The organism is Streptomyces sp. NPDC104367, from assembly GCF_055583825.1.
In genome coordinates this window covers 97,461-124,111 of sequence record NZ_JBVJND010000029.1, presented here as the reverse complement: position 1 = coordinate 124,111, position 26,651 = coordinate 97,461, and the positions used below count along the sequence as shown (strand labels likewise).

25 protein-coding genes are annotated in these 26,651 nt (G+C 72.8%); 14 read left to right on the top strand and 11 right to left on the bottom strand.

Annotation, left to right across the window (positions count from 1 at the left end; all coding sequences use genetic code 11):
- The first annotated feature begins 154 nt into the window (after positions 1–154).
- The 4 genes from ACZ619_RS34430 to ACZ619_RS34415 all read left to right on the top strand — a co-directional run bounded on the left by ACZ619_RS34430 (position 155) and on the right by ACZ619_RS34415 (position 4,740).
- A complete protein-coding gene (locus ACZ619_RS34430) occupies positions 155–1,975 on the top strand; it encodes an ABC transporter transmembrane domain-containing protein (protein WP_469607476.1) in 1,821 nt (606 codons plus the stop codon).
- Positions 1,972–3,753 carry an ABC transporter ATP-binding protein gene (locus tag ACZ619_RS34425; protein ID WP_469607473.1) on the top strand — a complete coding sequence of 594 codons (1,782 nt, stop codon included), beginning with the start codon at positions 1,972–1,974 and terminating at the stop codon, positions 3,751–3,753. Before ACZ619_RS34430 ends, ACZ619_RS34425 begins: the two co-directional genes overlap by 4 nt.
- A gap of 195 nt (positions 3,754–3,948) precedes the next feature.
- Entirely contained in the window at positions 3,949–4,419 is a 471-nt protein-coding gene (locus ACZ619_RS34420; RefSeq protein ID WP_469607472.1) for a DUF5709 domain-containing protein, read from the top strand.
- Between the two features lie 60 nt (positions 4,420–4,479).
- Positions 4,480–4,740, top strand: coding sequence for a type B 50S ribosomal protein L31 (locus ACZ619_RS34415; protein ID WP_469607469.1), 261 nt, complete (start codon positions 4,480–4,482; stop codon positions 4,738–4,740).
- An 8-nt stretch (positions 4,741–4,748) separates the two neighbouring features.
- Here ACZ619_RS34415 and ACZ619_RS34410 read toward each other — a convergent pair whose 3' ends face one another.
- Positions 4,749–5,543 carry a metal-dependent hydrolase gene (locus ACZ619_RS34410; protein WP_469607466.1) on the bottom strand — a complete coding sequence of 265 codons (795 nt, stop codon included), beginning with the start codon at positions 5,541–5,543 and terminating at the stop codon, positions 4,749–4,751.
- A 145-nt stretch (positions 5,544–5,688) separates the two neighbouring features.
- Here ACZ619_RS34410 and ACZ619_RS34405 point away from each other — a divergent pair, with 145 nt between their 5' ends.
- Both ACZ619_RS34405 and ACZ619_RS34400 read left to right on the top strand, forming a co-directional pair.
- A complete protein-coding gene (locus ACZ619_RS34405; RefSeq protein WP_469607464.1) occupies positions 5,689–8,202 on the top strand; it encodes a DEAD/DEAH box helicase in 2,514 nt (837 codons plus the stop codon).
- A gap of 49 nt (positions 8,203–8,251) precedes the next feature.
- Positions 8,252–9,118 carry an acyl-CoA thioesterase gene (locus tag ACZ619_RS34400; protein WP_469607461.1) on the top strand — a complete coding sequence of 289 codons (867 nt, stop codon included), beginning with the start codon at positions 8,252–8,254 and terminating at the stop codon, positions 9,116–9,118.
- 44 nt (positions 9,119–9,162) lie between these two features.
- On the opposite strand, the gene ACZ619_RS34395 is transcribed toward ACZ619_RS34400, so the two are convergent.
- Both ACZ619_RS34395 and ACZ619_RS34390 read right to left on the bottom strand, forming a co-directional pair.
- Positions 9,163–10,131, bottom strand: coding sequence for a DUF6397 family protein (locus tag ACZ619_RS34395; RefSeq protein ID WP_469607458.1), 969 nt, complete (start codon positions 10,129–10,131; stop codon positions 9,163–9,165).
- Positions 10,132–10,258: 127 nt separating this feature from the next.
- Positions 10,259–10,672, bottom strand: coding sequence for a roadblock/LC7 domain-containing protein (locus ACZ619_RS34390; protein ID WP_469607456.1), 414 nt, complete (start codon positions 10,670–10,672; stop codon positions 10,259–10,261).
- 96 nt (positions 10,673–10,768) lie between these two features.
- On the opposite strand from ACZ619_RS34390, the gene ACZ619_RS34385 reads away from it, so the two are divergent.
- Positions 10,769–11,197 carry a PPOX class F420-dependent oxidoreductase gene (locus ACZ619_RS34385; RefSeq protein ID WP_469607453.1) on the top strand — a complete coding sequence of 143 codons (429 nt, stop codon included), beginning with the start codon at positions 10,769–10,771 and terminating at the stop codon, positions 11,195–11,197.
- 2 nt (positions 11,198–11,199) lie between these two features.
- On the opposite strand, the gene ACZ619_RS34380 is transcribed toward ACZ619_RS34385, so the two are convergent.
- The 5 genes from ACZ619_RS34380 to ACZ619_RS34360 all read right to left on the bottom strand — a co-directional run bounded on the left by ACZ619_RS34380 (position 11,200) and on the right by ACZ619_RS34360 (position 16,184).
- On the bottom strand, positions 11,200–11,805 hold the full coding sequence (locus tag ACZ619_RS34380) for a GTP-binding protein (protein ID WP_469607450.1): 606 nt from the start codon (positions 11,803–11,805) through the stop codon (positions 11,200–11,202).
- Between the two features lie 241 nt (positions 11,806–12,046).
- Positions 12,047–12,427 (bottom strand): DUF742 domain-containing protein, encoded by a 381-nt coding sequence (locus ACZ619_RS34375; RefSeq protein WP_469607448.1) that lies wholly within the window; start codon positions 12,425–12,427, stop codon positions 12,047–12,049.
- On the bottom strand, positions 12,424–12,861 hold the full coding sequence (locus ACZ619_RS34370; protein ID WP_469607446.1) for a roadblock/LC7 domain-containing protein: 438 nt from the start codon (positions 12,859–12,861) through the stop codon (positions 12,424–12,426). The genes ACZ619_RS34375 and ACZ619_RS34370 overlap by 4 nt, the downstream gene beginning before the upstream one ends.
- Positions 12,858–15,362: a sensor histidine kinase gene (locus ACZ619_RS34365; protein ID WP_469607443.1), complete on the bottom strand. Its 2,505-nt coding sequence runs from the start codon at positions 15,360–15,362 to the stop codon at positions 12,858–12,860. Before ACZ619_RS34365 ends, ACZ619_RS34370 begins: the two co-directional genes overlap by 4 nt.
- Before the next feature lie 48 nt (positions 15,363–15,410).
- Positions 15,411–16,184, bottom strand: coding sequence for an MHYT domain-containing protein (locus ACZ619_RS34360; protein ID WP_469607441.1), 774 nt, complete (start codon positions 16,182–16,184; stop codon positions 15,411–15,413).
- Between the two features lie 141 nt (positions 16,185–16,325).
- Between ACZ619_RS34360 and ACZ619_RS34355 the strand changes: the two genes are divergently transcribed.
- From ACZ619_RS34355 to ACZ619_RS34345, 3 genes are all read left to right on the top strand, one after another.
- Positions 16,326–16,934, top strand: coding sequence for a class I SAM-dependent methyltransferase (locus tag ACZ619_RS34355; protein ID WP_469607439.1), 609 nt, complete (start codon positions 16,326–16,328; stop codon positions 16,932–16,934).
- 244 nt (positions 16,935–17,178) lie between these two features.
- Complete coding sequence (locus ACZ619_RS34350; RefSeq protein WP_469607437.1) at positions 17,179–17,475, top strand: hypothetical protein; 297 nt, start codon at positions 17,179–17,181, stop codon at positions 17,473–17,475.
- Positions 17,476–17,612: 137 nt separating this feature from the next.
- On the top strand, positions 17,613–18,563 hold the full coding sequence (locus tag ACZ619_RS34345; RefSeq protein WP_469607435.1) for a hypothetical protein: 951 nt from the start codon (positions 17,613–17,615) through the stop codon (positions 18,561–18,563).
- Positions 18,564–18,614: 51 nt separating this feature from the next.
- Here the strand turns inward: ACZ619_RS34345 and ACZ619_RS34340 are convergent, their stop codons facing one another.
- Complete coding sequence (locus ACZ619_RS34340) at positions 18,615–18,797, bottom strand: hypothetical protein (protein WP_365291209.1); 183 nt, start codon at positions 18,795–18,797, stop codon at positions 18,615–18,617.
- 540 nt (positions 18,798–19,337) lie between these two features.
- On the opposite strand from ACZ619_RS34340, the gene ACZ619_RS34335 reads away from it, so the two are divergent.
- Positions 19,338–20,678 (top strand): esterase-like activity of phytase family protein, encoded by a 1,341-nt coding sequence (locus tag ACZ619_RS34335; protein WP_469607432.1) that lies wholly within the window; start codon positions 19,338–19,340, stop codon positions 20,676–20,678.
- Here ACZ619_RS34335 and ACZ619_RS34330 read toward each other — a convergent pair whose 3' ends face one another.
- Positions 20,679–21,131: a hypothetical protein gene (locus ACZ619_RS34330; protein ID WP_469607429.1), complete on the bottom strand. Its 453-nt coding sequence runs from the start codon at positions 21,129–21,131 to the stop codon at positions 20,679–20,681.
- 184 nt (positions 21,132–21,315) lie between these two features.
- Positions 21,316–22,482 carry a xylose isomerase gene (xylA, locus tag ACZ619_RS34325; RefSeq protein WP_469607427.1) on the bottom strand — a complete coding sequence of 389 codons (1,167 nt, stop codon included), beginning with the start codon at positions 22,480–22,482 and terminating at the stop codon, positions 21,316–21,318.
- Between the two features lie 212 nt (positions 22,483–22,694).
- On the opposite strand from xylA, the gene xylB reads away from it, so the two are divergent.
- The 3 genes from xylB (at position 22,695) to ACZ619_RS34310 (ending at position 26,576) form a co-directional block, all read left to right on the top strand.
- Complete coding sequence (xylB, locus tag ACZ619_RS34320) at positions 22,695–24,140, top strand: xylulokinase (protein ID WP_469607424.1); 1,446 nt, start codon at positions 22,695–22,697, stop codon at positions 24,138–24,140.
- A 34-nt stretch (positions 24,141–24,174) separates the two neighbouring features.
- The gene (locus ACZ619_RS34315; RefSeq protein WP_469607421.1) at positions 24,175–25,383 is read left to right on the top strand and encodes an ROK family protein; all 1,209 of its coding nucleotides are present in this window, start codon (positions 24,175–24,177) and stop codon (positions 25,381–25,383) included.
- A gap of 587 nt (positions 25,384–25,970) precedes the next feature.
- Complete coding sequence (locus ACZ619_RS34310; protein ID WP_469607418.1) at positions 25,971–26,576, top strand: N-acetylmuramoyl-L-alanine amidase; 606 nt, start codon at positions 25,971–25,973, stop codon at positions 26,574–26,576.
- The last annotated feature ends 75 nt before the right edge of the window (positions 26,577–26,651 follow it).

The following is a 26,651-nucleotide window of genomic DNA, read 5'->3' as shown; positions in this document are numbered from 1 at the left end:
GCAGACGGCAGACGGTGCGGACCTGGCCGGAAGCGGGCGGATTTCGGCGGCCGTCAGGGAAAACCGTTTGATTTCGACCGCTCCCCGACGCGAACCTTTCACGTCTTGTCGCCGCCTTCACCCACCCACCCCCGTCACGAGCCACTGGGACGTCATGCAGATTCAAGATCTTCCGTATTCCGATCCGGGCGTGCCGGACGCACGTTCGGGTCCCCGATTCCTCTGGTGGCTCGGACGGAATCAACTGGGCGGCCAGCTCAAGGCACTCGCCTGGGGCCTGCTGCACTTCGGGTCCGTCTCGGCGCTCCCGTTCTGCGTGGGCCTCGCCGTCCAGGCCGTCATCGACCGCTCCGGCACCCGGCTGGCGCTGACGGGCGGTCTGCTGGTGCTCTGCGGGATCGCGATCGCCGTCGGGGACACCTTCCTGCACCGGGCCGCCGTCACCAACTGGATCACCGGGGCCGCCCGCGTCCAGCAACTGCTCGCCCGCAAGGCCACCCGGCTGGGGTCGGCGCTGACCCGGCGGGTGGCGGCCGGCGAGGTGGTCGCCGTCTCCACCGGGGACGTCGAGAAGATCGGCTGGTTCGTGGAGGCGGTCTCCCGCTTCACCGCGGCCGCGGTCACCGTCGTCCTGGTCGCGGTCGGCCTGCTCGTCTACCAGCCGGCCCTCGGCTGGGTGGTCGCCGTCGGCCTGCCCCTGGTGGCGCTGGCCGTGCTGCCGCTGCTCCCCCGGGCCACCCGCCGCGCCGACGCCCAGCGCGCCAAGGCCGGCCGGGCCACCGAACTGGCCTCGGACACCGTGGCGGGGCTGCGGGTGCTGCGCGGGATCGGCGGCGAGGACCTCTTCCTCGCCCGCTACCGCAGCGCCTCCCAGGAGGTGCGGCGGGCCGCCGTGCGCAGCGCCCGGATGTGGTCGCTGATCTCCGCCATCCAGGTGCTGGTGCCCGGGCTGCTGCTGATCGTGGTCGTCTGGCACGGCGTCCAGCTCGCCCAGGAGGGCCGCGTCACCGTGGGCGAACTGGTCACCGTCTACAGCGCGGTCATGATCCTCAACTACCCGTTGCAGCACTTCACCGAGATCGCCATGGCGTACTCCTTCTCCCGTCCCTCGGCGAAGCGCGCCGCGCGTGTGCTCTCGCTGGAGCGGGCCACGGACACCGGCGGCTCACGCGCGGACGAGGTGCCGGACGGCGACCTGTACGACCCGCGGACCGGGCTGCTCGCGCCCTCGGGCCGGCTGACCGCCGTGGTCTGCGGCGACCCCGACACGGCCGGGCTGCTCGCCGAACGGCTCGGCGGCCATCCCGCCGAGGCCGGCACCTCCGTGCTGCTCGGCGGCGTACCGCTCGACGAACTGCCGCTGGAGGCCGCCCGCACCGCGGTGCTCGTCCAGGACAAGGACCCGGTGCTGCTGTCCGGTTCACTGCGCGAGCTGCTCGACGTGCCCTCGTCCGGAACCGTGCGGGCCGAGGACGCGCTGGCCGCCGCCCAGTGCGCCGACGTGCTGGAGGCCCTGGTCCAGAGCTCGCTGGACGTCACCGACCCGATGGACGCCCGGATCACCGAGCGGGGACGGTCCCTGTCCGGCGGCCAGCGGCAGCGGCTCGCGCTGGCCCGTTCGCTGATCACCGACCCCGAGGTGCTCGTCCTGGACGAGCCCACCTCCGCGGTCGACTCGCACACCGAGGCACGGATCGCCAAGGGCATCCGCGAGATGAGGACGGGCCGCACCACGGTCCTGCTCACCACCTCGCCGCTGCTGCTCGACCGGGCCGACCGGGTCGTCCTCGTCCACGAGGGCGAGGCCGTGGCGGTCGGCGCGCACCGCGAACTGGTGCACACCGAACCCCGGTACCGGGCGGTGGTGACCCGGGAGACCGAGGAGGAGGCCGCCGCACGGGACGGCCGCTTCGAGCCGGACGACAAGGCCGCGCCGCTGGGCGGCGCGCTGGAAGAGATCGAGGAGAACGCATGATCGGCGTCGCGCCACCGGCCTACGACCCGGCGGCCCCGACGACGGCCACCACCCTGCCCGTCGGCGCCACCGCGACCGTACGCGCCTACGTGGCCGAACTGTTCCGGCGGCACCGCCGCGCCTTCCTGGTGCTCATCGGCGTCAACACGGTCGCCGTGCTGGCCTCCATGGTCGGCCCCTACCTGCTCGGCGGGCTCGTCGAGCGGGTCTCGGACAGTGCCCGCGAACTCCATCTCGGCGTGACCATCGGCCTGTTCGCCCTCGCCCTCGCCGTCCAGGCCGTCTTCGTACGCGAGGTACGGCTGCGGGGCGCGGTGCTGGGCGAGCGGATGCTGGCCGACCTGCGCGAGGACTTCCTCGTCCGGTCGGTCGGGCTGCCGCCGGGCGTGCTGGAGCGGGCCGGCACCGGCGACCTGCTGTCCCGCATCACCACCGACATCGACCGGCTCGCCAACGCCATGCGGGAGGCCGTGCCGCAGCTGTCGATCGGTGTCGTGTGGGTGGTGCTGCTGCTCGGCGGGCTCCTCGTCACGGCGCCGCCGCTGGCCGCCGCCGTGCTGCTCGCCCTGCCGCTGCTGGTCGTCGTGTGCCGCTGGTACTTCAGGCGGGCACCGGCCGGCTACCGCTCCGAGGCCGCCGGGTACGCGTCCGTGGCCGCCGCCCTCACGGAGTCCGTGGACGCCGGGCGCACCGTCGAGGCGCACCGGCTCGGCGCCCGGCGCATCGCCCTGTCCGACCGCCGGATCAAGGAGTGGACCGCGTGGGAGCGCTACACGCTCTGGCTGCGCTCGGTGCTCTTCCCGGCCGTGAACGCCACCCACACCACGGTCCTCGGCTCGGTGCTGCTGCTCGGCGGGGTCTTCGTCCTGCGCGGCTGGATCGACGTCGGCCAGCTGACGACGGGCGCGCTCATCGCCCAGATGCTCGTCGAGCCGGTGAACCTGATCCTGCGCTGGTACGACGAGGTCCAGGTCGCCCAGGTGTCGCTGGCCCGGCTGGTCGGCGTGCGGGACATCGAGCCGGAGCCCGGGGACGCGGCGCTGGCGCCCGAGGGCCGGCAGGTGCACGCGGACGAGGTCCGCTTCGGTTACCTCCAGGGCGTCGACGTGCTGCGGCAGGTCTCCCTTCAGGTCGCGCCCGGCACCCGGCTGGCCCTGGTCGGCCCCTCGGGCGCGGGCAAGTCCACCCTGGGCCGGCTGCTCGCCGGGATCTACGCACCCCGGGACGGCCGGATCACCCTGGGCGGCGCGGAGCTGTCCCGGATGACCGCCGAACGGGTCCGCTCCCATGTCGCCCTCGTCAACCAGGAGCACCACGTCTTCGTGGGCTCCCTGCGCGACAACCTGCTGCTCGCCCGGACCGGTGCCGAGGACGCCGAGCTGTGGGCGGCCCTGGGGGCGGTCGACGCGGACGGCTGGGCCCAGGCCCTGGACGAGGGCCTGGACACCGAGGTCGGCTCGGGCGGGCTGGCGCTGACCCCGGCGCAGGCCCAGCAGATCGCGCTGGCCCGGCTGGTGCTGGCCGATCCGCACACCCTGGTCCTGGACGAGGCGACCTCGCTCCTGGACCCGCGCGCCGCCCGCCATCTGGAGCGGTCCCTGGCCCGGGTCCTGGACGGGCGCACGGTGGTCGCCATCGCCCACCGGCTGCACACCGCCCATGACGCGGACGTCATCGCCGTCGTCGAGAACGGCCGGATCAGCGAGCTGGGCAGTCACGACGAGCTGGTGGCGGCCGACGGCGCCTACGCGGCGCTGTGGCGGTCCTGGCACGGGTGACCGGCCGCGGCACGGGGCGTCCGGCGCAGGTCGGACCCCGTGCCGTTGCGCGGGTGCGAGCCGGGGTGGAAGGCTGGAGAGCGGCACCGGTTCGGGGACCGGCCGGGAAACGCACCGTTCCCGCCGGATGAGACCCGTGCGCAGTGTGCCGGCGGCCCGCCCCGCGGACCGCGCCCTCGCTCCCTGGAGGTAGCCGTGACCACCACCGAAGGATGGGGGGACGACGTCTACCAGCCCGACGGATCCGAGATCCGCGAGGACACGGGACTGCTCGACGTGGAGGACACGCTGGAGTCCGACGGCGTCAGCGATCCCCTGGACCGTGGCTGGTCCCCGCCCGAGCGGCCGTGGGCCGTGGAGCACACCGGGGTGACCGCGGCGGAGCGCGTCCGCGGCGCGACGCTGGACGAGCGGCTCGCCGAGGAACTGCCGGAGCTGCCGGTGCCCGACGGCGACGGCATCGGCGACTGCCAGGGCAGCGACGGCGAGCTGCTGGACAACGAGGTCGGCGACCTGCGCTCCGGCCGCCTCGTGGCACCCGACGAGGGGGCGCACGAGGACGACGAGAGCGGCCTGATCGCCACCGACGTCGGCATCGACGGCGCCGGGGCCTCCGCGGAGGAGGCCGCGATGCACATCGTCGACGAGGACTCCGCGTACGGCTGAGCCCGGCCGTCCCCGCCCGACCGCCCCGACAGCCCTGAGCGCCCTGTCCGAGGAGCCGCCATGCCGCAGGACAAGCACCCCGACTACCACCCGGTGGTCTTCCGGGACCGTGCCGCCGGCTACGCCTTCCTGACCCGGTCCACCGCGAGCAGCGAGCAGACGATCGAGTGGGACGACGGCCGGACCTACCCGGTGGTCGACGTGGAGATCTCCTCCGAGAGCCACCCCTTCTACACCGGGAAGGCCCGCACGGTGGACTCCGAGGGCCGGGTCTTCGCATTCGAGCGGCGTTACGGCGGCGACTCGGGGAAGACCGGCTGACCCGCGGGTCAGATCACGTTGAGGGCGGCGGCGCAGCCTATGCCGCCCAGCACCATGAACACCGGCATCAGGACCTTCAGCTCGACCCAGCTGCCCGCGCGGAACCGCATCGCCTTCGGCGGGCCCAGCGGGTACCAGCGCCTGCGGCCGATCGGGATGGGCCACAGGATCGGGCAGCCGGAGACGGTCAGCGCGTCCCCGATGTCGTGCACCAGCGCGCCCAGCACCACCGGCAGCCCCAGCCACAGGTACTCCTGGCCGGGCTCGGTGAACAGCCAGTTCGCGCCGTTGCCCGTCTTGTCCAGGGTGCCCGCCATGATCCAGGCGCTGGTCGCCGCCAGCAGCCACACCAGGATGTCGCTGCTGGAGCCGCGCGCCGCCCGCCACAGCAGGCCCTCGATCGCCAGCACCATGTGGGCGAAGAGGATCGCCAGCACCGCCCAGCGTCCGCCGAGGATCGCCGCGGCCGAGCAGCCGCCGCCGATCAGCGCCGCCCACAGCCAGGTGTGGGTCAGCGTGCGGTGCCCGCCGTTGCGGCGCGGGTCGCCGGGCTTGCGGGTCGCCTTGTAGACGGCGTAGGAGAGCTTGTCGACTATCTCGCAGAGCCAGCGCGACACCGGCCCGAAGGCGCGCGAGATCGTGGCCGCCTTGTGGTCGAGGTCGGGGGCGAGCGCGGCCCCCGCGCAGATCAGCGCCCCGACCAGCAGCACCGGCCAGGGCATCGTGTGCCCGGCCGCTGCGGCCGCCGCTCCGACGCCGAGCCAGGCGGCGGCTCCCGACAGTGAGTGTGCTGGTCCCATCATGGCCGTAGCCCGCCCCATTCCTCGTGTACCGCTGTCCAGTTGACCGGGTGCGTTGACGCTCCGTCGGCGACACAGCGTAGCGGTCTTGATCTTCCCGCTCGACGCCGATTCCCCCCAGGGCGGGTGGGCCAGGCAAGATGGGTCCGTGACCCTCATCGATCGACTGCCGCCGACCGCCGACCCCGACGCCCTGTACGAAGCCTTCGAGTCCTGGGCCGAGGAGCGTGGCCTCACGCTCTACCCCCACCAGGAGGAGGCGCTGATCGAGGCGGTCTCCGGAGCGAACGTCATCGTGTCGACCCCGACCGGCTCCGGCAAGAGCATGATCGCCGCGGGTGCGCACTTCGCCGCGCTGGCCCGGGACGAGGTCACCTTCTACACGGCACCGATCAAGGCGCTGGTGTCCGAGAAGTTCTTCGAGCTGTGCAAGCTCTTCGGCACCGAGAACGTCGGCATGCTCACCGGTGACGCCTCGGTCAACGCCGACGCGCCCGTCATCTGCTGCACCGCCGAGGTCCTCGCCTCCATCGCCCTGCGCGACGGCCGGCAGGCGGACGTCGGCCAGGTCGTCATGGACGAGTTCCACTTCTACGCGGAGGGCGACCGCGGCTGGGCCTGGCAGATCCCGCTCCTCGAACTGCCCCAGGCGCAGTTCATCCTGATGTCGGCCACCCTCGGCGACGTCTCCTTCTTCGAGAAGGACCTCACCCGCCGCACGGGCCGCCCCACCTCGGTGGTCCGCTCGGCGACCCGCCCGGTGCCGCTCTCCTACGAGTACAAGTTCACCCCGATGACGGAGACGCTCACCGAGCTGCTGGAGACCAGGCAGGCGCCGGTGTACATCGTGCACTTCACCCAGGCGCAGGCGGTGGAGCGAGCGCAGGCGCTGATGAGCATCAACATGTGCTCGAAGGAGGAGAAGGAGCAGATCGCCGAGCTGATCGGCAACTTCCGCTTCACCACCAAGTTCGGTCGCAACCTTTCCCGTTACGTCCGCCATGGGATCGGTGTACACCACGCGGGCATGCTTCCCAAGTACCGGCGTCTGGTGGAGAAGCTGGCGCAGGCCGGTCTCCTGAAGGTCATCTGCGGCACCGACACGCTGGGCGTGGGCGTCAACGTGCCCATCCGCACGGTCCTGTTCACGGCCCTGACCAAGTACGACGGCAACCGGGTGCGGACCCTGCGCGCCCGGGAGTTCCACCAGATCGCCGGCCGCGCGGGCCGGGCCGGCTTCGACACGGCCGGGCTGGTGGTCGCGCAGGCGCCCGAGCACGTCATCGAGAACGAGAAGGCGCTGGCGAAGGCCGGCGACGACCCGAAGAAGCGGCGCAAGGTGGTGCGCAAGAAGGCGCCGGAGGGCTTCGTCGGCTGGACGGAGACCACCTTCGACAAGCTGATCACGTCGGAGCCTGAGCCGCTGACCTCGCGTTTCCGGGTGACGCACACCATGCTGCTGTCGGTGATCGCCCGTCCGGGCAACGCCTTCGAGGCGATGCGCCATCTTCTGGAGGACAACCACGAGCCGCGCAAGCAGCAGCTGCGGCACATCCGCCGGGCGATCGCGATCTACCGCTCGCTGGTGGACGGCGGGATCGTCGAGAAACTCGACACCCCGGACGCGACCGGCCGTATCGTCCGCCTCACGGTCGACCTCCAGCAGGACTTCGCGCTCAACCAGCCGCTGTCCACCTTCGCCCTCGCCGCGTTCGAGCTCCTCGACCCCGAATCGCCGTCGTACGCCCTCGACATGGTGTCCGTGGTGGAGTCCACGCTGGACGACCCGCGCCAGATCCTCGTCGCCCAGCAGAACAAGGCGAGGGGCGAGGCCGTGGCCGCCATGAAGGCGGACGGCGTGGAGTACGAGGAGCGCATGGAGCGCCTCCAGGACGTCACCTACCCGAAGCCCCTGGAGGAGCTGCTCTTCCACGCGTACAACACGTACCGCAAGAGCCACCCGTGGGTCGGCGACCATCCGCTGTCGCCGAAGTCGGTCATCCGGGACATGTACGAACGGGCCATGTCCTTCACCGAGCTGGTGTCCTTCTACGAGCTGGCCCGCATCGAGGGCATCGTGCTGCGCTACCTCGCGAGCGCCTACAAGACCCTCGACCACAACATCCCGGACGACCTCAAGTCCGAGGACCTCCAGGACCTGATCGAGTGGCTGGGCGAAATGGTCCGCCAGGTCGACTCCAGTCTGCTGGACGAGTGGGAGCAGCTCGCCAACCCCGAGGAGATGACCGCCGAGGAGGCCCAGGAGAAGGCCGACGAGGTCAAGCCGGTCACCGCCAACGCGCGGGCCTTCCGGGTCCTGGTCCGCAACGCCATGTTCCGCCGCGTCGAGCTGGCCGCCCTCGACCAGGTCGGCGAACTGGGCGAGATGGACGCGGAGTCCGGCTGGGACGCCGACGCCTGGGGCGAGGCGATGGACAAGTACTGGGACGAGTACGAGGACCTGGGCACCGGACCGGACGCCCGTGGCCCCAAGCTGCTCGTGATCCAGGAGGAGCCGCAGAACGCGCTGTGGCGCGTCCGCCAGATCTTCGACGACCCGAACGACGACCACGACTGGGGCATCAGCGCGGAGGTCGACCTGACCGCTTCCGACGCCGAGGGCCGTGCCGTCGTGCGCGTCACCGACGTCGGCCAGCTCTGACCCGGCCGGTCCCGCCCCGACCGGCTCCCACCCCAGGAGAACACCACCCATGACGAACCCGGCCGAGAGACTGGTCGACCTGCTCGACCTGGAGCAGATCGAGGTCAACATCTTCCGCGGCCGAAGTCCCCAGGAGTCCCTCCAGCGGGTCTTCGGCGGCCAGGTGGCGGGCCAGGCGCTGGTCGCCGCCGGCCGCACCACGGAGGGCGACCGGCCGGTGCACTCGCTGCACGCGTACTTCCTGCGCCCGGGCCGGCCGGGCGTGCCGATCGTGTACCAGGTCGAACGGGTCCGGGACGGCCGGTCGTTCACGACCCGGCGGGTCACGGCGGTGCAGCAGGGCCGCACGATCTTCAATCTGACCGCCTCCTTCCACAAGCCTGAGGTGGGAGCCTTCGAGCACCAGTTGCCGCCGTTCCGCGAGGTGCCGCACCCGGAGTCGCTGCCGACGCTCGCCGAGGAGATCCGCAAGCACCTGGGCGAGCTGCCGGAGCAGCTGGAGCGGATGGCGCGGCGCCAGCCCTTCGACATCCGGTACGTCGACCGGCTGCGCTGGCACCCCGAGGAGATTGCGGGCGCCGAGCCGCGCAGCGCGGTGTGGATGCGCGCGGTCGGTCCGCTCGGCGACGATCCGCTGGTGCACACCTGCGCGCTGACCTACGCCAGTGACATGACGCTGCTGGACGCGGTCCGGGTCCCGGTCGAGCCCCTGTGGGGGCCGCGGAACTTCGACATGGCCTCGCTGGACCACGCCATGTGGTTCCACCGGCCGTTCCGCGCCGACGAGTGGTTCCTGTACGAGCAGGAGTCCCCCATCGCCACGGGCGGCCTGGGGCTGGCCCGCGGCCGGGTCTACGACCTGGAGGGCCGGCTGCTGGTGTCGGTCGTCCAGGAGGGCCTGTTCCGGGCGCTCTAGCGGATCCGGTCGCCCGCGGTCACGCGAGCCGTCGGCGGCGTCGCTCAGTCCGTCAGGGTCCCCGAGTGCGCGGGGCGGGGGCTTCTGCGGAGCAGCCAGCCGCGCAGGCCCCGCGAGGGCCTCTGCCGGACAGGGGCGTGTGCCGGTGCGGGCGCCACGGGTGGGGTGGGCCTCGGTGGTGCCGTGAGGTGCGGAGGTGCCATGGGGAGCAGTGTTGGCGTGAGGTGCGGTGGTGCCGTGGGGAGCGGCGGCGGCCGGAGCGTGCGGGCCTGGGCCACCTCGCGCAGCAGGTCGTTCCTGAACCAGTCGATCTCGTCCGGGGCGTCCGCCGTCATGATCTCCTCGGCGAGCTGGGCGGCGGGTGACCCCGGCGCGCCGTGGGCGGGCGGGGCCGGCCGGAGGGCCGTCACGTGGGCGCGCTCGCACGGGTCCGTGAGGAGGTCGTCGATCTCACCCGGGTCGAGGAAGGCTGCCACCGCCGCGGCCCGCTCCCAGGGTCCGTCGGCCTGCCGGAGCAGGAAGCCGCAGTGGCGTCCGCGCCAGTTGCGGGCCCGCTGGTCCGCGCCCGCCTTGAGCAGCTCGCGCAGTTCCTCGGGCGTACGGCCGCTGAACAGCGGCCTGTTCCTCTCGTCGGCCGCGAACCGCCGCAGTTCCTCGGCCAGATAGAGCCAGACCACGGCCCGGTACCGGTTGGGGTACCACTTGACGGGAGTCAGCAGGCCGAGTTTCGCGAGGCGGGTGAACCTGGCGACCGGGATCTCCATCAGGGCCGCGCCCTCGGTGGTGCCCACGACCCGCACGCTCTCGCGCAGTGCCGCGCTCCGGGGGTGCAGCCGCTCGATCTCGGCCCGGGGGACGCGGCGGCCTCCACCGCCTCCCTCGTCGGGCACCGTACGGATCCGCCCGAGGTGTACCGCGAGGTCGAACTCGCCTCGCTTGAGGCCCAGTTCACGGGCCGCGCGACTCGACGCGCAGGTGAGCGGGCGGGATGGGGTGACGGTGGTCGCGGACATGGTCGTTCTCCCCCGTGGAGTGGGTGGCTCGCGCCGTGTGCGCTCGCCGTGGAAAAGACCGTATCCGCTTCGGCGAATTCCGTGGCGGGCCTGTGGATAACCCCGTCGGAGGAGATGAAGCAGCAGGTCAGAGGTCTACTGCGGGAAAGCGTTCGGGTTGCCGGGCGTCCACGCCGAGGTGCTCGCCGACGCGGTTGACGAGCAGGGTCATCTCGTAGGCGATCTGGCCGATGTCGGCCTCCGCGCCGCTGAGCACGCACAGACAGCTGCCGCTTCCGGCGGCCGTGACGAAGAGGACCGCCTCGTCGTACTCGATCATCGTCTGGCGGACCTGGCCCGCGCCGAAGTGCCGTCCGGACCCCTTGGCGAGGCTGTGCAGCCCGGAGGCGACGGCCGCCAGATGCTCGGCGTCCTCCCGCCGAAGCCCCGTACTCGCACCCGTGACCAGTCCGTCGTTCGACAGGACCAGCGCGTGCCGGACGTGCTCCACGCGCTCGGTCAGGTCGTCGAGCAGCCAGCCGAGTCCCTGGTTCTGCGCCATCTGTGTTCCGTCTCCCCGTGAGCGGTCTCCCCCTGGCTGGAGGATCTCCCCGCAAGCCTTCCCCACCACCGGCGTCCGGGCAAGGAGGATGGGGACATGGCACAGAAGATGACCGACGACGAATGGCGGGCGTTCGTCTCGCACGGCACCCGTACCGGCAAGCTGTCCACCGTCACCGCAGACGGCAGCCCTCATGTGGCTCCGGTCTGGTTCCTGCTGGACGGGGACGACCTGGTCTTCAACACCGGCAAGGAAACCGTGAAAGGGCGCAATCTGGCACGTGACGGGCGTGTCGCCCTCTGCGTGGACGACGACCGGCCGCCGTTCCACTTCGTGGTGCTGAACGGACGCGCCCGGCTGTCGGAGGAGCTGGACGAGGTGCGTGATTGGGCCACCCGGATCGCGGCCCGTTACATGGGAGAGGAGCGGGCGGCGGAGTTCGGCGCCCGCAACGGCGTCCCGGGCGAGCTGCTGGTCCGGGTCGCCGTGGAGAAGGTGGTGGCGCTCAAGGACCTCACGGCCTGAGCTCAGCCCACCGAGTCGAGGAGCCGGGCGGTGTGCATCCGTCCGGCGTACTCGACGAGCCGGATCAGCACCTCCTTGCCGGAGTCCCGGTCGCGGGCGTCGCACAGGACCACGGGCGTGCCCCGGTCCAGGTCGAGGGCGCGGCAGACGTCGTGGGCACCGTAGGCGCGGGCTCCGGCGAAGCAGTTGACGGCCACGACGAACGGGATGCGCCGGTGCTCGAAGTAGTCGACCGCCGGGAAGCAGTCCTCCAGGCGGCGGGTGTCGGCGAGGACGACGGCGCCGAGGGCGCCTTGGGACAGCTCGTCCCAGAGGAACCAGAAGCGGTCCTGTCCGGGGGTGCCGAAGAGGTACAGGGAGAGCCCGGACCGGATGGTGATGCGCCCGAAGTCCATGGCGACGGTGGTGGTGACCTTCTGGTCCACGCCGTCCGTGTCGTCCACCGACTGGCCCGCTTCGCTGAGCATTTCCTCGGTGCGCAGCGGCCGGATCTCGCTGACGGCGCCGACGAGGGTCGTCTTGCCGACACCGAAGCCGCCGGCGACCAGAATCTTGAGCGCCATGGCCGCCGTGTCGTCGGCGACGGGTTCGGAGTGCTCGGAGGCCATGATCACTTCTCTCGGGAGGGCCGGCCGCGGTCGGCATCGGAACGCTCGGGATGCCCGGGGCGCGCCATGGGCCCGAGGCGCCGCTCAAGACGCCCGTCAGGCCGCTCGGTGCGCTCGGGCAGTCCCGACTGTGGTCGGGAAGCGAAGCCAGCATCATGACAACTGCGGCTTCGCGGCGGACGGTTGGTTCGGAACACATCTGTTCCGACCGGTTGGCGCCCGGATGGTTCCGGTTGTTCATCTACAGTGCCCGCAATCCCTCGATCACCTCGCGCAGAATCCGCTCGTCGGGCAGCTGGGTCGGCGGGACCGGCCGGCTGACGGTGACGCGCCGCAGCTCCAGCAGGTCGCCCAGGAGCACCCGGACCACGCCCACGGGGAGATCGGCGTCGGCGGCGAGTTCGGCGACGGACTGCGTCTCCACCCGGCACAGGTCGACCAGCGCCCGGTGTTCGGGGCCGAGCGCGGTGTCGTCGTCGGCACCGGGCGCGCCCGGGTCGAGGGTGACCAGGGCGATCAGATCGAACCGCACCCCGGTGGGGCCGGGTCTGGTGCGGCCGCCGGTCATCGCGTAGGGGCGGACCAGGGGCCCGGCCTCGCTGTCGTACCACTGGCTGCTCATCCGGCTGCGGGCGGCCGGGCGGCGATGCGCGGCGCGGTGTGGAGGTGCTCGCCGACGCGCTTGACCAGGCGCGCCATCTCGTAGGCGACCAGGCCGATGTCGGCGGTGACGGCGGTGAACACGGCGAGGCAGGAGCCGTCGCCGGCGGCCGCCACGAAGAGGAAGGCCTCGTCCATCTCGACCATGGTCTGACGCACCCCGCCCGCGCCGAAGTGCCGTCCGGCGCCCTTGGCGAGGCTGTTGAAGCCGGAGGCCACGGCCGCGAGGTGTTCGGCGTCCTCGCGCTTGAGACCGGTCGAGGAGCCGACGGCAAGACCGTCGTTCGACAGCACCACGGCATGCCGCACCTCGGTGACACGCAGCACCAAGTCGTCGAGCAGCCAGTCGAGTTCGCCGGAACGCCGGTCCGCCCTCGGGCTCGGGTCCTGGATCATGCGCGGTCTCCTTCGGTGCTGTCGGTGCCCTGTGCGGGTTCCGGCGCGAATCCGCGGCCGGGCCGTCTGCCGCCGCCGCGCACCCAGCCGGCCCGGTAGGCCGCCATACGGTCGCGGACGAGTTCGGGGGTGCGCTCGTCGCGGCGCCGGGCGGGCGCCGGTTCCTCGGCGCGTGGGTCGCGCAGCTGGGGGGCGAGGCTCGCCTGCCGTACCCGGCGCGGGAGTTCGCCGTCGGTGGGCTCGGGGCCGTGCGGCGCGCGGTGCGGCCTCAGGGCGGTGACTCCGGGCGGCGGTGGAGGCGGCGGTTCGGGCGCGGGGTGCGGGGCCGCGGGGACGGTGGCGGCGAGGGCGGGCCGTTCGGCGGGAGCCGCCTCCTGGAGGGAGGCGCCGGGCACGCGCGCGTACACGCGTTCCGGGGCCTGCTCCGGGGCGGTCGCGGGGCGAGGGGAACGTTCCGCCGCGCCGCCGTGCAGCAGGGCCTTGGGCAGCAGGACGACCGCCGTGGTGCCGCCGTAGGGGGAAGTGCGCAGATGCACCTTGACGGCGTGGCGGGCGGCGAGCCTGCTGACCACGAAGAGGCCGAGCCGGTCGCTGTCGAACAGGTCGAGGGCCTCGGACTGCTCGATGCGCCGGTTGGCCTCGGTGAGGGTCTCCGGGCCCATGCCGAGCCCGCGGTCCTCGACCTCCAGGGCGTAGCCGTTGCCGACGGGTTCTCCGGTGACACGCACGCGCGTGTGCGGCGGCGAGAACTGGGCGGCGTTCTCGACGATCTCGGCTAGCAGATGGGTGAGGTCGGCGACCGCCGCGCCGACGACGGCCGCCTCGGGGAGTTGGCGTACCTCCACGCGCGCGTAGTCCTCGACTTCGGAGACGGCGGCCCGTACGACGTTGGTCAGGGACACCGGCATGCGCCAGGCCCGGCCGGGGGCTGCTCCGGAGAGGATGATCAGGCTCTCCGCGTGGCGTCGCATACGGGTGGTGAGGTGGTCCAGACGGAAGAGGTCGCTCAGTTCGTTGGGGTCGTCGGAGCGGCGTTCCATGCTGTCGAGCAGGCTCAGCTGGCGGTGGACGAGGATCTGGCTGCGGCGGGCGAGGTTGACGAACACGCCCGAGATGCCGCTGGCGAGTTCGGCGCGTTCCACCGCGGCGCGCAGGGCGGCCCGGTGCACGGTGCCGAGGGCCTCGGCGACCTGCCCGGTCTCGTCCTCGGCGGGCGGTCCGGGCGGCGCCTCGGCTCGGATGTCGATCTCCTCGCCGGCCCGCAGCCTCCGCATCGCCTCGGGGAGTTTGCGGCGGGCGATCTCCAGGGCGCTGTTGCGCAGGCTCACCAGCTCGACCACGAGGCCGCGTCCGATGCGCACGGAGATCACGAGCGAGGCACCCACGGCGAGGAGCCCGAAGAGGACGGCGGCGCCGGCCGGGGTGAGCAGACCGCGGGCGAACGGATCGGCCCGGCCCGCCACCGCGCGGCTCGTGTCGGCCTGGATGGCCCGCATGCCGTCCCGCACGCGCGCGTGGGCGTCGTCCCAGTCGGCCCGCGGGGCCGCCGCGAGCGCCTTGGGTCCGGGAGAACTCGCGAGGATCCTGTCCTCGGCCGCGCCGAGCGCCGCGTAGGCGTCCGTGCCGGTGAGGCGCTGCCAGGCCGTCCGCTGCGCGGCGGGCAGGTCGGCGACGGCCGCGTCGGTGAGGACCCGCCGGGTGTCGACGGCGCCGGTGAACAACCGCAGTCGCATGCCGTCGAGGCCGCCGGCCGACCGGGCGCCGGCCAGGACCGCGTCCTCCTGGGCCAGTGCCTCGCCCGCGCGGGAGAATTCGAGCAGCACGCGCGCGTCGGATCCCATGTCGTCGGCCTGGATGCCGCTGAGGGCGCCGTCCACGGCGAAGGCGGCGTCGACGCTCCGCGTGTAGCGCAGGTAGGCGTCGTCCCAGCCCGCGCTGTGGTTCCGTACCGCCTTGCGCAGGCTGGGCAGCTGCTCGGCGCCGCTCACGAAGTCCTCCAGGCGCCGGGCGACGCCTGAGGGCAGTTCCTCGCCGTCGGCGACGGTGCTGGTCCTGCCCAGCCGCAGTCCGGCCACGGCCCGGTCGGTGCGGTCGCCGAGCTTCTCCAGGTCGCCGATCCGTTCGGCGCCGGGGTCGGTGGCGTAGCGGACGGCGGCGGCGCGCTCGGCCTGGAGCGCGGTCACGGCGGCGGCGACCGGGGTGCGCAGCGCCGCGTCGACGCGCTGCGACTGGCGCAGCCGGGAGACGTCCTGGGCGGTGGTGACCGTGGCGTACGCCCACAGGGCGAGCAGGGACATGACCGGCACCATGAGCAGGCAGACCACCTTGGCGCGGACGGTCCTGGGACGGATCCGCCAGCCGCTCGCGCGCGGATCGGCGGCGGCACCGACGAGTTCGTCGACCGGTTCGTCCGCGGGTGGTCCGGCGTGCGCACGACGGCCGCGCGGCGGCGGGGACGGTGTCTCCGGGCCTGCCGCGGGGGTTCTACGGGGTGTACGCATGGCGTCCTCGCTCGGCGGAAGTGGGTCGGGGCGCGGGGCGGGACCGGCTCAGCGGGCCGCGCCCGGGACGGGCCGCTGGGCCGAGGCGGACGCCTCGCGTTCCCCGGCCGTGGGCGACAGGGCGACGAAGGCCGAGGTGAGGAACAGGTAGGAGCCGAGGCCGACGGCGAGCGGGAAGATGAACTGCATCGCGGTGGCCCCGGGCAGGGGGGTGCCGGCGGGTGTGACGTGCACGCTGACGGCGAACATCCCGGTGTAGTGCATGCTGCTCACCGCCGCCCCCATGACCAGGGAGGCCGCGGTCACCGCGACGGGCGACTTGATGTTGAGCGCGGCCCACAGGGCGGCGGTCGCGGCGATCACCGCGATGAGGACGGAGAGTCCCACGAGCATCGGGTCGTAACGCACGTCGCCGTGCAGCCGGACGGCCGCCATGCCGAGGTAGTGCATGCTGGCGACGCCCAGTCCGGTGGTGAGTCCGCCGAGCAGGAGCGCCCGGTTGCGGTCGCGGCTGTAGCCGACGGCGAAGACTCCGGCGCTGACCACGGTCACGGCGACGAGCAGGCTGAGGATGGTCAGCGGCACGTCGTAGCGGATGTCTGTGCCGCTGACGCCGAAGCCGAGCATCGCCACGAAGTGCATGGTCCAGATGCCCGTGCCGAGCGCGGAGGCCGCGGTGAGCAGCCAGTTGCGGCGCGAGCGGCCGGTGCTGCCGAGCGCGCGCACGGTGCAGCGCAGTCCCAGTGCGGCGCCTATGCAGGCCATGACGTACGACAGCACGGGGGTCAGCCAGCCGAAGGTGGCGTGGTCCAGGTGTCCCATGGCCCAGGGACGCTAGGGGGCATGGGGGCACAAAGAGGGCGCATTTCGGAAGGTGTTGCAATATGACATAGCGGTGCGCCGGAACGATCGTGTCCCGCCAGAACATGCGCGCAGGAGCGTCCTCCGTGACGGTGAGAGATCATGCGGAACATGAGCGACGACCACACACACGTCCAGGAGTTCTTCACCGCGCGGGCGGCGGACTGGGACAGGAAATTTCCCGACGACGGTCCCGCTTACGCGGCCGCGGTCGCCGATCTGGGGCTGCGCGAAGGTGACCGGGTGCTCGACGCGGGCTGCGGCACCGGTCGCGCCCTGCCGCCGCTGCGCGCGGCCGTGGGCCCCTCGGGCACGGTCCTCGGCATGGACCTCACCCCGGCGATGCTCCAGGCAGCCGTGCGGGCCGGACGCGACCGTGCCGGGCGGTTGCTGCTCGCGGACGTCGCCGCGCTGCCGTTGCGCCCGGAGTGCCTGGACGCCGTGTTCGCCGCGGGTCTCATCGCGCATCTGCCCCACCCCGCCGAGAATCTGCGGGAGTTGGCGCGTGTGGTCCGCCCCGGTGGCAGGCTCGCCCTGTTCCACCCCATCGGCCGGGCCGCGCTGGCGGCGCGGCAGGGACGCCGGATCACCCCGGAGGACCTGCGCGCGGAGGGCAACCTCGGCCCGCTGCTGGCCGGTTCGGGCTGGCGCATGACGTCGTACGTGGACGAGGACGCCAGGTTCCTGGCCCTGGCGGTCCGCGGAGACTAGCCGGCAACCGCGGCGGCGAAGGCGTCGGAGCTCGCCGCTCAACTCGTCCTGGAGACCGGACGGTCGCCTCCCGGACGCCGTACAACCCTTCCGCTCGGCACCGGGGCGAAGACGGCCCGGGCCCGGGCCGGCGGAGGCGCCCCGCCACGGTGAGGCCCTCTTCAGTTGCCGCCGCTTCATCTCTACGTTCGACGGGAGAAGGCGATTGTTCGGAAGTGGCAGCGACTGGGGGAAGGTGGTCCGCGTGTTCGACCGGATCCGCAAGTACGCAGGCAGATTTCGAGGCGCCGACGACGGGGAGGCGCCGAAGCGACCCGCACGACGTGCGCACAACTTGTTCGAGGCCGCGGCCGTCTACGTCACCGCCCGGGCGGAGGACGACCAGGACCGGATCGAGGAGGCCGCGGGCTGGGTGTCACCGGAGGCGCTGTCGTTCGGGGTGAGCGAGCTGGCGTGCCGCGCGGTGGTGGCGCTGGCCCGGGAGCGCGAGGAGTCGCCGCGGACCGTCGCGCGCGACCTCCTCGGACTGCCGGCCGCCTGACTCTTCCGTGCCGTGGAGGCCGTTTCGTCCCTGTCCCGGCGGAAAGCTGCAGCTCCGGGTGTGGCGGCCGGTCGTGACAAGGGCCTTCCGGTCGCACTAGGGTGCGCGCCGTTGGACGAACGGATGGGGAGACAGGGATGGCCGAGACGGACGAGGAGGCCGTCGCCGCCGCGGACGAGGCGCTGTACGTGCTCACGGCGGTGCTGCTGACGCCTGCGCAGTTTCCGAGCGTGCTGGGCGACGACTACCCGGAGGCCTGCGCGGCACTGGGGCTGGCACCGCGAGCCGACGGATACGGCCTGATCCTCGGCCAGGACGGCGAGGGGGCCCGCTGGACGGTCGTCATCGACGACGTCTCGCTGGTCGCCGTCGCGATCGCGTCCTGGGACTGCGGGATGGAGTACGACCTCTCGCCGGACGAGCGCACGGTGGTCGTCGCTCTGCCTGGCTGGCCGCTGGCGGTCGCCGTGGCGGCCCCGAACGTGCCCGCGCCGCACGATCCCGGTCTGGAGATCTCGGGCCGCGCCCCTCTGAGTCCGCCGGACACCAGTTCCTGGGGCCCGGCGCAGCGGCGGCTGGGCGCCGACGAGATCGCCCTCCAGTGGGCGGTGTGGCGGGAGCAGATCGGAGACGACCACTTCCGCGCCCCGGCAGCGCAGGAGACCGACGGCACCCCCGACGCCTCCGAGGACGCCCCGGAAACCGCCGGTGAGGGTGCCGCGGAGAGCGCCGGGAAGGGCGCCGCGGAGACCGCCGATACCGAGACTGCGGAGACCGAGGCCGCGGGGCCTTCGGAGACCGCCGAGGCGGCTCCGACGGGGCACCCCGGGATCCGGCGTGTGCTGGCCGAGGCGTGGGCCTACGTGGACACGCCGCCGCCGCTGGGCAGGGTCCGTTCGTCGTTCGCCCCGGGCGACGCCCGTACGCTGCGCGCGGACGGGCCGGGTTGGTCGATGGTGGCCCGCACGGACGACATAGCCTTCGTGCTCCTGGACGACGAACCCGGTGAGGTTCTGCCGGTCGGCCGGGGCCCCGAGCTCCCCGGCCTCCTGCAAGCCCTCGACAAGATGGCCGTACGGCCCCTGTGAGCCGTCCCGGGCCGCACCCCGCCGAAGGGGTGGCGGCCCCGGGGCGGTCGCTCAGCGGCCGACCTCCTTGCGCGTGACCCGGCGCAGCCTGCGCCGCTGCGAGGGGTCGAGGGTGAGGTAGGCGGCCACCGGGACGCCCACCACGATCAGGAACGTCACCCACCAGGGCAGCCATATCAGCAGGATGAGCCCGACCGCCACACCTCCTGCGGCGATCTTCGCGTTCTTCGACATCAGCGTCGCCTCCTTCGCGGCCACTGCCGCTCTCTGATCTGAAAACGGGCCCGCGCCTCCCGCGGTTCCGGACCGCGACCCTGAGACATCCCTGACGAGCGACCCCTACTGGTCCCACTGACCCCGCTGGCCCTCACCGGCCCCCAAGAACCGAGTCGAACAGGTTGTGAAGTGTTCCGGTTCCCAGCGTAGCCATGCCGGCCCCGCACCGAATGTGCCCGCGCGTCCCGCACAGGCGAGGAAGCCGGCCGGGCGCGCGGACCGGCCGACACGAGGGCGCGGGGCCGACCGGCACGGGGGCACGGGACCGACCGGCACGAGGGCGCGGGGGCCGACCAGCCGTACGGAACCGACGTCGACGACGAGCCTGATCCACGGAAGGCGGTCGCCGACGACGGAATCCGGCGGTCCGCGGGCACTAGGCCGAAAACCGACGACCCGCCGGATGGTAGCCGTGCCCCGTTCACCCGATAGTCGTACAGCGTTCCTTACCGGGCCCAACCGTGTCCGCTGTCAACGTACTTGTCACCAGGAGGCTCGATGTCCCCGCACGCCACCGGCCGGCGCCGCGTCCACCGTTCCGTAGCGACGGGTCTGCCCCTGGCCCTGGCCGCCGCCCTCGTGGCGGCGGGCACGGCCACCGCCACGACGTCGGGCGAGACACACGTCATCCGTACGGCGACCCTCGGCAACATCCCGCTCGGCACCTTCAGCAACGCGCTGCTGCCGGGCAGCGTGGACAACGACCGGGGCATCGACCTGGGCGGCATCGGCAGCGACATCTACCCGGCCGGCCGCAAGGGCGAATACTGGACCGTCACCGACCGCGGCCCCAACGGCCAGATCAAGGTCGACGGCAAGAAGCGCCGCACCTTCCCGGTGCCCGGCTTCGACCCGGCGATCGTGAAGGTGCGGGTCTCCGGGGACAGCCTCGAGGTGATCGACGCGATCCCGATCACCACCTCCTCCGGCAAGGCCGTCACCGGGCTCTCCGACCAGGCGGGCCGCGACGAGGCGCCGTACTCCTACGACGCCCAGACCGCGCTGTCGTACAACCCGAACGGTCTGGACACCGAGGGCATCGTGCGCGCCGCGGACGGCTCGTTCTGGCTCGTCGACGAGTGCGGCCCCTCGCTGGTGCACGTCTCCGCGCGCGGGAAGGTGCTCACGCGGTACGTGCCCAAGGGGCTGAACCTCACCGGCGCCGACTACCCGGTGGCGGAGGCCCTGCCGTCCGTCTTCCTGCACCGGAAGGTCAACCGCGGTTTCGAGGGGCTGGCCCTGCTGCCCGACGGGGACCTGGTGATGGCCCTGCAGAGCCCGCTCTCCCTGCCGGACACCGACGCCGGGGAGTCCTCGCGCACGACGCGCCTGCTGCGCTTCTCGCCCCGCAAGAAGGCGGTCACGGCCGAGTACGCCTACCGCTTCGACCCGGTGAACGTGGTCGACCCGAGCGAGGACGACACCTCCGAGCTGAAGATCTCGTCGGTGGTCGCCGTCGGGGGCGACCGGCTGCTGGTCGAGGAGCGCACGGACAAGGCGGCCCGGCTGGAGGTCGTGAAGCTGGACCGCGGGTCGAACATCCTCGGCGGCGTGTACGACGACGACACCACGTCCCCGTCGCTGGAGCAGCTGGACGACCCGGCCGCCGCCGGTGTCCCGGTGCTGGACAAGAAGCTGGTCGTCGACCTGAACACGGTGACCGGGGTGCCCCTGAAGGTCGAGGGCATCGCGCGCGTGGACCACGACACCCTCGCGCTGATCAACGACAACGACTTCGGGATGACCGACGGTTCGGGCGCGTTCGACGCGCAGGGCCGCCTGGTCGACAGCGGCATCGAGACGACCCTGGTGTACGTCCGGCTGCCCAAGGGGCTCTGATCAGCCGAGCAGCGAGGGCAGCAGTGAGTCCAGACCGCTCGGCAGCTCGCTGGGCAGCCCCGAGGGCCACTGCGAGGGGAGTTCGCTCGGCAGCCGGGAGGGCAGGCTGCTGGGCAGCTCCGTCGGAAGGCTGAAGGAGGGCCGGGCCGAGCCGGAGACGCTCGGGCTGCCCGTGGACTTCTTGTCGGGCGAGCCGTCACCGCCGGACGCCATCAGCACCACGGCGGCGACGGCCACCGCGGCCACCAGCAGCGCCAGTACGGCGAACCACGGGCCCCGGCGCCGGCGGGGCGGTCCCGGGGGCGGCGGCTGCCGGTCGACTGCGGTGGGCGGGTCGTAGCCTCCGGGGGGCGCTCCGAATCCGCCGTAGGGCGGCGGGTCGTAGCCCCCGCCCGGGGGCGGGGTGCCGTTCGGCGGGCCGGGCGGACGGGGCGGTACGGGCGGCATGGCCATACCGCCAAGAGTCACCGCGTACCGGTCATCGCGCGAGCCCCGCGCGGGAGTTGATACGGAGTGACACCCTGGACCGCACGGTTCCGGAGCATTTCGCGCGAGAACCGGTCGTCAGGGTGCGGATGACGACACGCGCGCGTGAGGGCGTCCGCTTCGGAAAACGCCCCCACGCGCGCGTGCGCGTTCAGCCGCGGGCGCCCAGCAGGTGGTCCATCGCCAGCTGGTCGAGCTGCTCGAAGGCCATACCGCGCGCGGCGACCGCGTCCGCGTCGAACTCCTCGAAGGCGGCACGGTCGGCGAGGAGCGCCTGGAGGCCGTCCGCGGCGGTCGGCTGGGCCAGCTGGTCCAGACGGGAGGCGCGCAGGGCCTCCTGGACCTCCGGGTCCGCGCGGAAGGCGGCCGCGCGCTCCTTGAGGATCAGGTAGTTGCGCATGCAGCCGGCGGCCGACGCCCAGACACCGTCGAGGTCCTCGGTCCGCGGCGGCTTGAAGTCGAAGTGCTTCGGGCCCTCGTAGCCGGCGCTCTCCAGGAGGTCGACCAGCCAGAAGGCGGCGCGCAGGTCACCGGCGCCGAAGCGCAGGTCCTGGTCGTACTTGATGCCGGACTGGCCGTTGAGGTCGATGTGGAAGAGCTTGCCCGCCCACAGGGCCTGCGCGATGCCGTGCGGGAAGTTCAGGCCGGCCATCTGCTCGTGGCCCACCTCGGGGTTGACGCCGTAGAGCTCGGGGCGCTCCAGGCGCTCGATGAACGCGAGGGCGTGGCCGACGGTGGGGAGCAGGATGTCGCCGCGGGGCTCGTTCGGCTTGGGCTCGATGGCGAAGCGCAGGTCGTAGCCCTGGGAGGTGACGTACTCGCCGAGGAGGTCGAAGGCCTCCTTCATGCGGTCGAGGGCGACCCGCACGTCCTTGGCGGCGCCGGACTCGGCGCCCTCGCGGCCGCCCCAGGCGACGTACGTCTTCGCACCCAGCTCGGCGGCCAGGTCGATGTTGCGGATGGTCTTGCGCAGCGCGTAGCGGCGCACCTCACGGTCGTTCGCGGTGAACGCGCCGTCCTTGAAGACCGGGTGCGTGAAGAGGTTGGTGGTGGCCATCGGCACGGTCATGCCGGTCGTGTCGAGGGCCTGGCGGAAGCGCTTGATGTGCGACTCGCGCTCGGTGTCCGAGGACCCGAAGGGGATCAGGTCGTCGTCGTGGAACGTCACACCGTAGGCGCCCAGCTCGGACAGGCGCTGCACCGTCTCGACCGGGTCGAGGGCGCGACGGGTGGCGTCGCCGAACGGGTCCCGTCCCTGCCAGCCGACGGTCCACAGGCCGAAGGTGAACCTGTCCTCGGGGGTGGGCTGGAAGCTCATGCCGCGGCTCCTTGCTCGGAAAACACTTGATGACTGTGCGGACGACCGTCTTGCGGACTATTTCGTCATGGCCGTTTACAAATTAGTATGCCGACGCATCCCTGGGAAGGGTCACCCTGTCCCCGAGGGGTGAAATCCGGGTCGCGACACCCCGGTGAACCAGGAAAACTGCAGGTCAGGGAAACCGCGAGCCGCGGAAAAAGGAGAGCCGGATGTCAGCAGCCGAGGGTCCGCTCGTCGTCGGCGTGGACACGTCCACCCAGTCCACGAAGGCGCTGGTGGTCGACGTGTCCACCGGGGAGGTCGTGGCGAGCGGCCAGGCGCCGCACACGGTGTCCTCCGGGGCGGGCCGGGAGAGCGACCCGCGCCAGTGGTGGGACGCGCTGTGCGAGGCGCTGCGCCAGTGCGGGGACGCCGCGCACGAGGCGGCGGCGGTGTCGATCGGCGGCCAGCAGCACGGCCTGGTCACGCTGGACGAGCGGGGCGAGCCGGTGCGGCCCGCCATGCTGTGGAACGACGTCCGTTCGGCACCCCAGGCCCAGAGGCTGATCGAGGAACTGGGCGGCCCCAAGGCCTGGGCGGACCGCACCGGCAGTGTGCCCGGCGTGTCGTTCACGGTCACCAAGTGGGCCTGGCTGGCGGAGCACGAGCCCGACGCGGTGCGCGCTACCAGGGCGGTACGACTCCCCCACGACTACCTCACCGAGCGGCTGACCGGCCAGGGCACCACCGACCGCGGCGACGCCTCCGGCACCGGCTGGTGGGCCTCGGCGACCGAGGCGTACGACGAGGAGACCCTCGCGCACGTGGGCCTCGACCCGGCGTTCCTGCCCCGGGTGGTCCGGCCCGGCGAGATCGCCGGCACCGTCCGCGACAGCCACGACCTGCCGTTCTCGAAGGGCACCCTGGTGGCCCCCGGCACCGGCGACAACGCGGCGGCCGCGCTGGGGCTCGGGCTGCGCCCGGGCACCCCGGTGCTGAGCCTCGGCACCTCGGGCACGGTGTACGCCGTCTCGAAGCGCCGCCCCGCCGACCCGACCGGCACGGTCGCGGGCTTCGCCGACGCGCACGGCGACTGGCTGCCGCTGGCCTGCACGCTGAACTGCACCCTCGCGGTCGACCGGGTCGCGGCTCTGCTCGGCCTGGACCGCGAGGCCGTGGAGCCCGGGACTTCGGTCACCCTGCTGCCGTACCTGGACGGCGAGCGCACCCCGAACCTGCCGAGCGCCTCCGGGCTGCTGCACGGCCTGCGCCACGACACGACGGGCGGCCAGCTGCTGCAGGCCGCTTACGACGGTGCCGTGCACGCGCTGCTGGGCGCCCTGGACCTGGTCCTCGACGAGGACGCCGACCGCACCTCCCCGCTGCTGCTGATCGGCGGCGGTGCCCGCGGCCGGGCCTGGCAGGAGACGGTACGCCGGCTGTCGGGACGTCCGGTGCAGGTGCCTCAGGCGAGGGAACTGGTGGCGCTGGGGGCCGCGGCGCAGGCGGCCGGGCTGCTGACCGGCGAGGATCCGGCGGCGGTGGCGCGGCGCTGGAACACGGCCGCGGGACCGGTGCTGGAAGCGGTGGAGCGGGACGAGGCGACGCTGGCGAGGATCTCCGGGGTACTCTCCGACGCGGCCCCGCTGCTGGAGCGGGCACCCCAGGACCGCTGACCTGCGAAGAAACGCCCGGAGGATCGAGGGAGGCATGACCGCACCGCCGCACGAGGCCCGCCCGACGGCGACCGGCCGTGCCCTGCCGGACACCCAGCAGGGCATGCGCCGGCGCAACCTCGCGCGCGTGCTGCACGCGGTCAGCGCCGAGGGTTCGCTGTCGCGGGCCGCGGTCGCCTCGCGCATCGGTCTGACCAGGGCGGCGGTGTCGACCCTGGTGGACGAGCTGATCCGCTGGGGGCTGCTGGAGGAGCTGGGCCCGGAACGGCCGAACCGGGTGGGTCGGCCGGGCTCGGCGCTCGCGGTGAGCGGGCGGGGGCCGGCCGGTGTCGGTGCGGAGGTCGGCGTCGACCATCTCGCCGTGTGCGTGGTGGACCTGCGCGGCGAGGTACGCGCGCGTGCCGTCCGGCACGGCTCGAACCGGGGCCGGGACGCGCGCCCGGTGGTCGCGGAACTGACCGCGCTGGCCGACCGGGTCGTGGCGGACGCGGAACGGGAGGGCCTGTGGCCGGCCGGTCTCGCGGTCGCCGTGCCCGGTCTGGTGGCGCGTGACGGCCGCACGGTCGTCCACGCCCCGAACCTCGACTGGCACGACACCGACCTGGGCGCGCTGCTGCCGCCCGGCCTGCCCTCGACGGTGGACAACGAGGCCAACTTCGGCGCGCTGGCCGAGCTGTGGCTCGGGGACGCGACCCCGCCCGACTTCCTGCACGTGTCCGCCGAGATCGGTATCGGCGCGGCGGTCGTCGTCGACGGACAACTGCTGCGCGGGAAGCGCGGTTTCGCGGGCGAGCTCGGCCATGTGCCGGTCCACCCCGATGGTCCGCGGTGCGCCTGCGGCGGTCGCGGGTGCCTGGAGCAGTACGCCGGCGAGGAGGCGGTGCTGCGCTCGGCCGGCCTCGCGTCCCGCGAGGACGCGGTAGGCGTCCTCGCCCAGGGGGCGGGCTCCGGTCACGAGGGGGTACGGCGCGCCCTGCACGACGCCGGTACGGCCCTGGGCATCGCGCTGACCGGAGCCGTCAACCTCCTCGACCCCGAGTCCGTGGTGCTGGGCGGCGCCCTGGCCGGGCTCGCCCCCTGGCTCCTGCCCTCCCTCGAAGCCGAACTGGCCGACCGCACCACGGGCCCGGCCTGCCCGGTCGCGGTCTCCCGCCTGGGTTCCGAGGGCCCGCTCCTCGGCGCCGCCCACTCGGTGGTCCGCGCCGTGCTCGACGATCCGGCGACGGTGGCCGAACGGGGCTGACGGCGGCGGAGCGGGGGTCTGAGCTCCCGCCGGGGTGAGGCCCGCCCGGTTCCCATCACCCGTACGAGTGGCCGGGTTTTCCACAGTTCCCGCCCTGTCCACGAAACCACCAGGCGCTCATCCGCCCTGTCCGCGACCGCCGTACCGTGATTCACGCGAGGCACGGCGCCGGAACAGGGAGACACACTCGGGGGGACGCATGACGGGAGAGGTGACCGGGGGGCTGCGGCGGGACGCGGTCCGGCTGCGGAAGGTGCTGTTCCAGAGCATCACGGCGAAGGCGTCCGCCGCCACGGTCGCCGCCGTCCGGACACCGCGACTCGACCTGGTGCGGTGGCTGGTGCGCGACCACGGGTTCGGTGCACCGGACACGGACCAGCACGCAACCCGGGCGGTGGAATCGCCGTTGGCCAACGTGTGCGACACCAACTGCACGGGTGGCCAAGCTCCGCAAGGAGTGGCAGCCCGCGCGCGAGACTTGCCGAGGACCTCACGCGCGACTGCACGAGACGGCGGCGGCACTCGGCCGGTGACGCGCACCATCGTCGACCCGCCCCTCCCGGGCACTTCGGAAAGGCACCCCATCCATGGACCGGGCACGACCGCTCCCCAGCAGGCGACTGCTCCTGAAGGGCTCGGCGCTCGCCGCCGTCCCCTACGTGCTGCTCCCCGCGGGCCGCGCGGACGCGCAGTCCGGATCGGTCGACTACGCGGGGGCCGAGTGGCAGCCGGCGAGCGGCGACAACCTCACGGCGGCCGACCGTCCCCGCGAGTACGCGATCGACCGGGTGATCATCCATGTCACCCAGCAGTCCTACGGCGGCACGCTGTCGATCTTCCAGAACCCCAGGAAGCGGGTCTCCGCGCACTATCTGGTGCGCTCGGCCGACGGTCATGTGGCGCAGTGCGTGAGGGAGTTCGACGTCGCCTGGCACGCGGGAAATTGGGACTACAACACGCGCAGCATCGGCATCGAGCACGAGGGCTGGGTGGACCAGCCGTCCTACTTCACCGACGCCCTGTACGAGCAGTCGGCGCGGCTGACGGCGTCGGTCTGCGACCGGTACGGCATCCCGAAGGACCGCAACCACATCATCGGGCATGTGGAGGTGCCGGGGACCGACCACACCGATCCCGGAAAGCACTGGGACTGGGCCCGCTACATGAGACTGGTCGGCCCGTCGTCCCAGTGAGGGTCGTCGAAACGGTTGTCGGCGCGAACACCGCGAGTGACGATGTCCCCAGCCGCATCGCTCTCCGGGGAGGCC

What these genes read in the sequence shown, in the direction of transcription:
- ACZ619_RS34340 (WP_365291209.1), bottom strand. Translation starts at nt 18,797, where the DNA reads ATGTCGAAGAACGCGAAGATCGCCGCAGGAGGTGTGGCGGTCGGGCTC.
- ACZ619_RS34310 (WP_469607418.1), top strand. Translation starts at nt 25,971, where the DNA reads ATGGACCGGGCACGACCGCTCCCCAGCAGGCGACTGCTCCTGAAGGGC.
- ACZ619_RS34365 (WP_469607443.1), bottom strand. Translation starts at nt 15,362, where the DNA reads ATGCGTACACCCCGTAGAACCCCCGCGGCAGGCCCGGAGACACCGTCC.
- ACZ619_RS34430 (WP_469607476.1), top strand. Translation starts at nt 155, where the DNA reads ATGCAGATTCAAGATCTTCCGTATTCCGATCCGGGCGTGCCGGACGCA.
- ACZ619_RS34385 (WP_469607453.1), top strand. Translation starts at nt 10,769, where the DNA reads ATGGCACAGAAGATGACCGACGACGAATGGCGGGCGTTCGTCTCGCAC.
- ACZ619_RS34345 (WP_469607435.1), top strand. Translation starts at nt 17,613, where the DNA reads ATGGCCGAGACGGACGAGGAGGCCGTCGCCGCCGCGGACGAGGCGCTG.
- xylA (WP_469607427.1), bottom strand. Translation starts at nt 22,482, where the DNA reads ATGAGCTTCCAGCCCACCCCCGAGGACAGGTTCACCTTCGGCCTGTGG.
- ACZ619_RS34425 (WP_469607473.1), top strand. Translation starts at nt 1,972, where the DNA reads ATGATCGGCGTCGCGCCACCGGCCTACGACCCGGCGGCCCCGACGACG.
- ACZ619_RS34375 (WP_469607448.1), bottom strand. Translation starts at nt 12,427, where the DNA reads ATGAGCAGCCAGTGGTACGACAGCGAGGCCGGGCCCCTGGTCCGCCCC.
- ACZ619_RS34335 (WP_469607432.1), top strand. Translation starts at nt 19,338, where the DNA reads ATGTCCCCGCACGCCACCGGCCGGCGCCGCGTCCACCGTTCCGTAGCG.
- xylB (WP_469607424.1), top strand. Translation starts at nt 22,695, where the DNA reads ATGTCAGCAGCCGAGGGTCCGCTCGTCGTCGGCGTGGACACGTCCACC.
- ACZ619_RS34360 (WP_469607441.1), bottom strand. Translation starts at nt 16,184, where the DNA reads ATGGGACACCTGGACCACGCCACCTTCGGCTGGCTGACCCCCGTGCTG.
- ACZ619_RS34370 (WP_469607446.1), bottom strand. Translation starts at nt 12,861, where the DNA reads ATGATCCAGGACCCGAGCCCGAGGGCGGACCGGCGTTCCGGCGAACTC.
- ACZ619_RS34315 (WP_469607421.1), top strand. Translation starts at nt 24,175, where the DNA reads ATGACCGCACCGCCGCACGAGGCCCGCCCGACGGCGACCGGCCGTGCC.
- ACZ619_RS34415 (WP_469607469.1), top strand. Translation starts at nt 4,480, where the DNA reads ATGCCGCAGGACAAGCACCCCGACTACCACCCGGTGGTCTTCCGGGAC.
- ACZ619_RS34390 (WP_469607456.1), bottom strand. Translation starts at nt 10,672, where the DNA reads ATGGCGCAGAACCAGGGACTCGGCTGGCTGCTCGACGACCTGACCGAG.
- ACZ619_RS34400 (WP_469607461.1), top strand. Translation starts at nt 8,252, where the DNA reads ATGACGAACCCGGCCGAGAGACTGGTCGACCTGCTCGACCTGGAGCAG.
- ACZ619_RS34395 (WP_469607458.1), bottom strand. Translation starts at nt 10,131, where the DNA reads ATGTCCGCGACCACCGTCACCCCATCCCGCCCGCTCACCTGCGCGTCG.
- ACZ619_RS34410 (WP_469607466.1), bottom strand. Translation starts at nt 5,543, where the DNA reads ATGATGGGACCAGCACACTCACTGTCGGGAGCCGCCGCCTGGCTCGGC.
- ACZ619_RS34330 (WP_469607429.1), bottom strand. Translation starts at nt 21,131, where the DNA reads ATGGCCATGCCGCCCGTACCGCCCCGTCCGCCCGGCCCGCCGAACGGC.
- ACZ619_RS34380 (WP_469607450.1), bottom strand. Translation starts at nt 11,805, where the DNA reads ATGGCCTCCGAGCACTCCGAACCCGTCGCCGACGACACGGCGGCCATG.
- ACZ619_RS34355 (WP_469607439.1), top strand. Translation starts at nt 16,326, where the DNA reads ATGCGGAACATGAGCGACGACCACACACACGTCCAGGAGTTCTTCACC.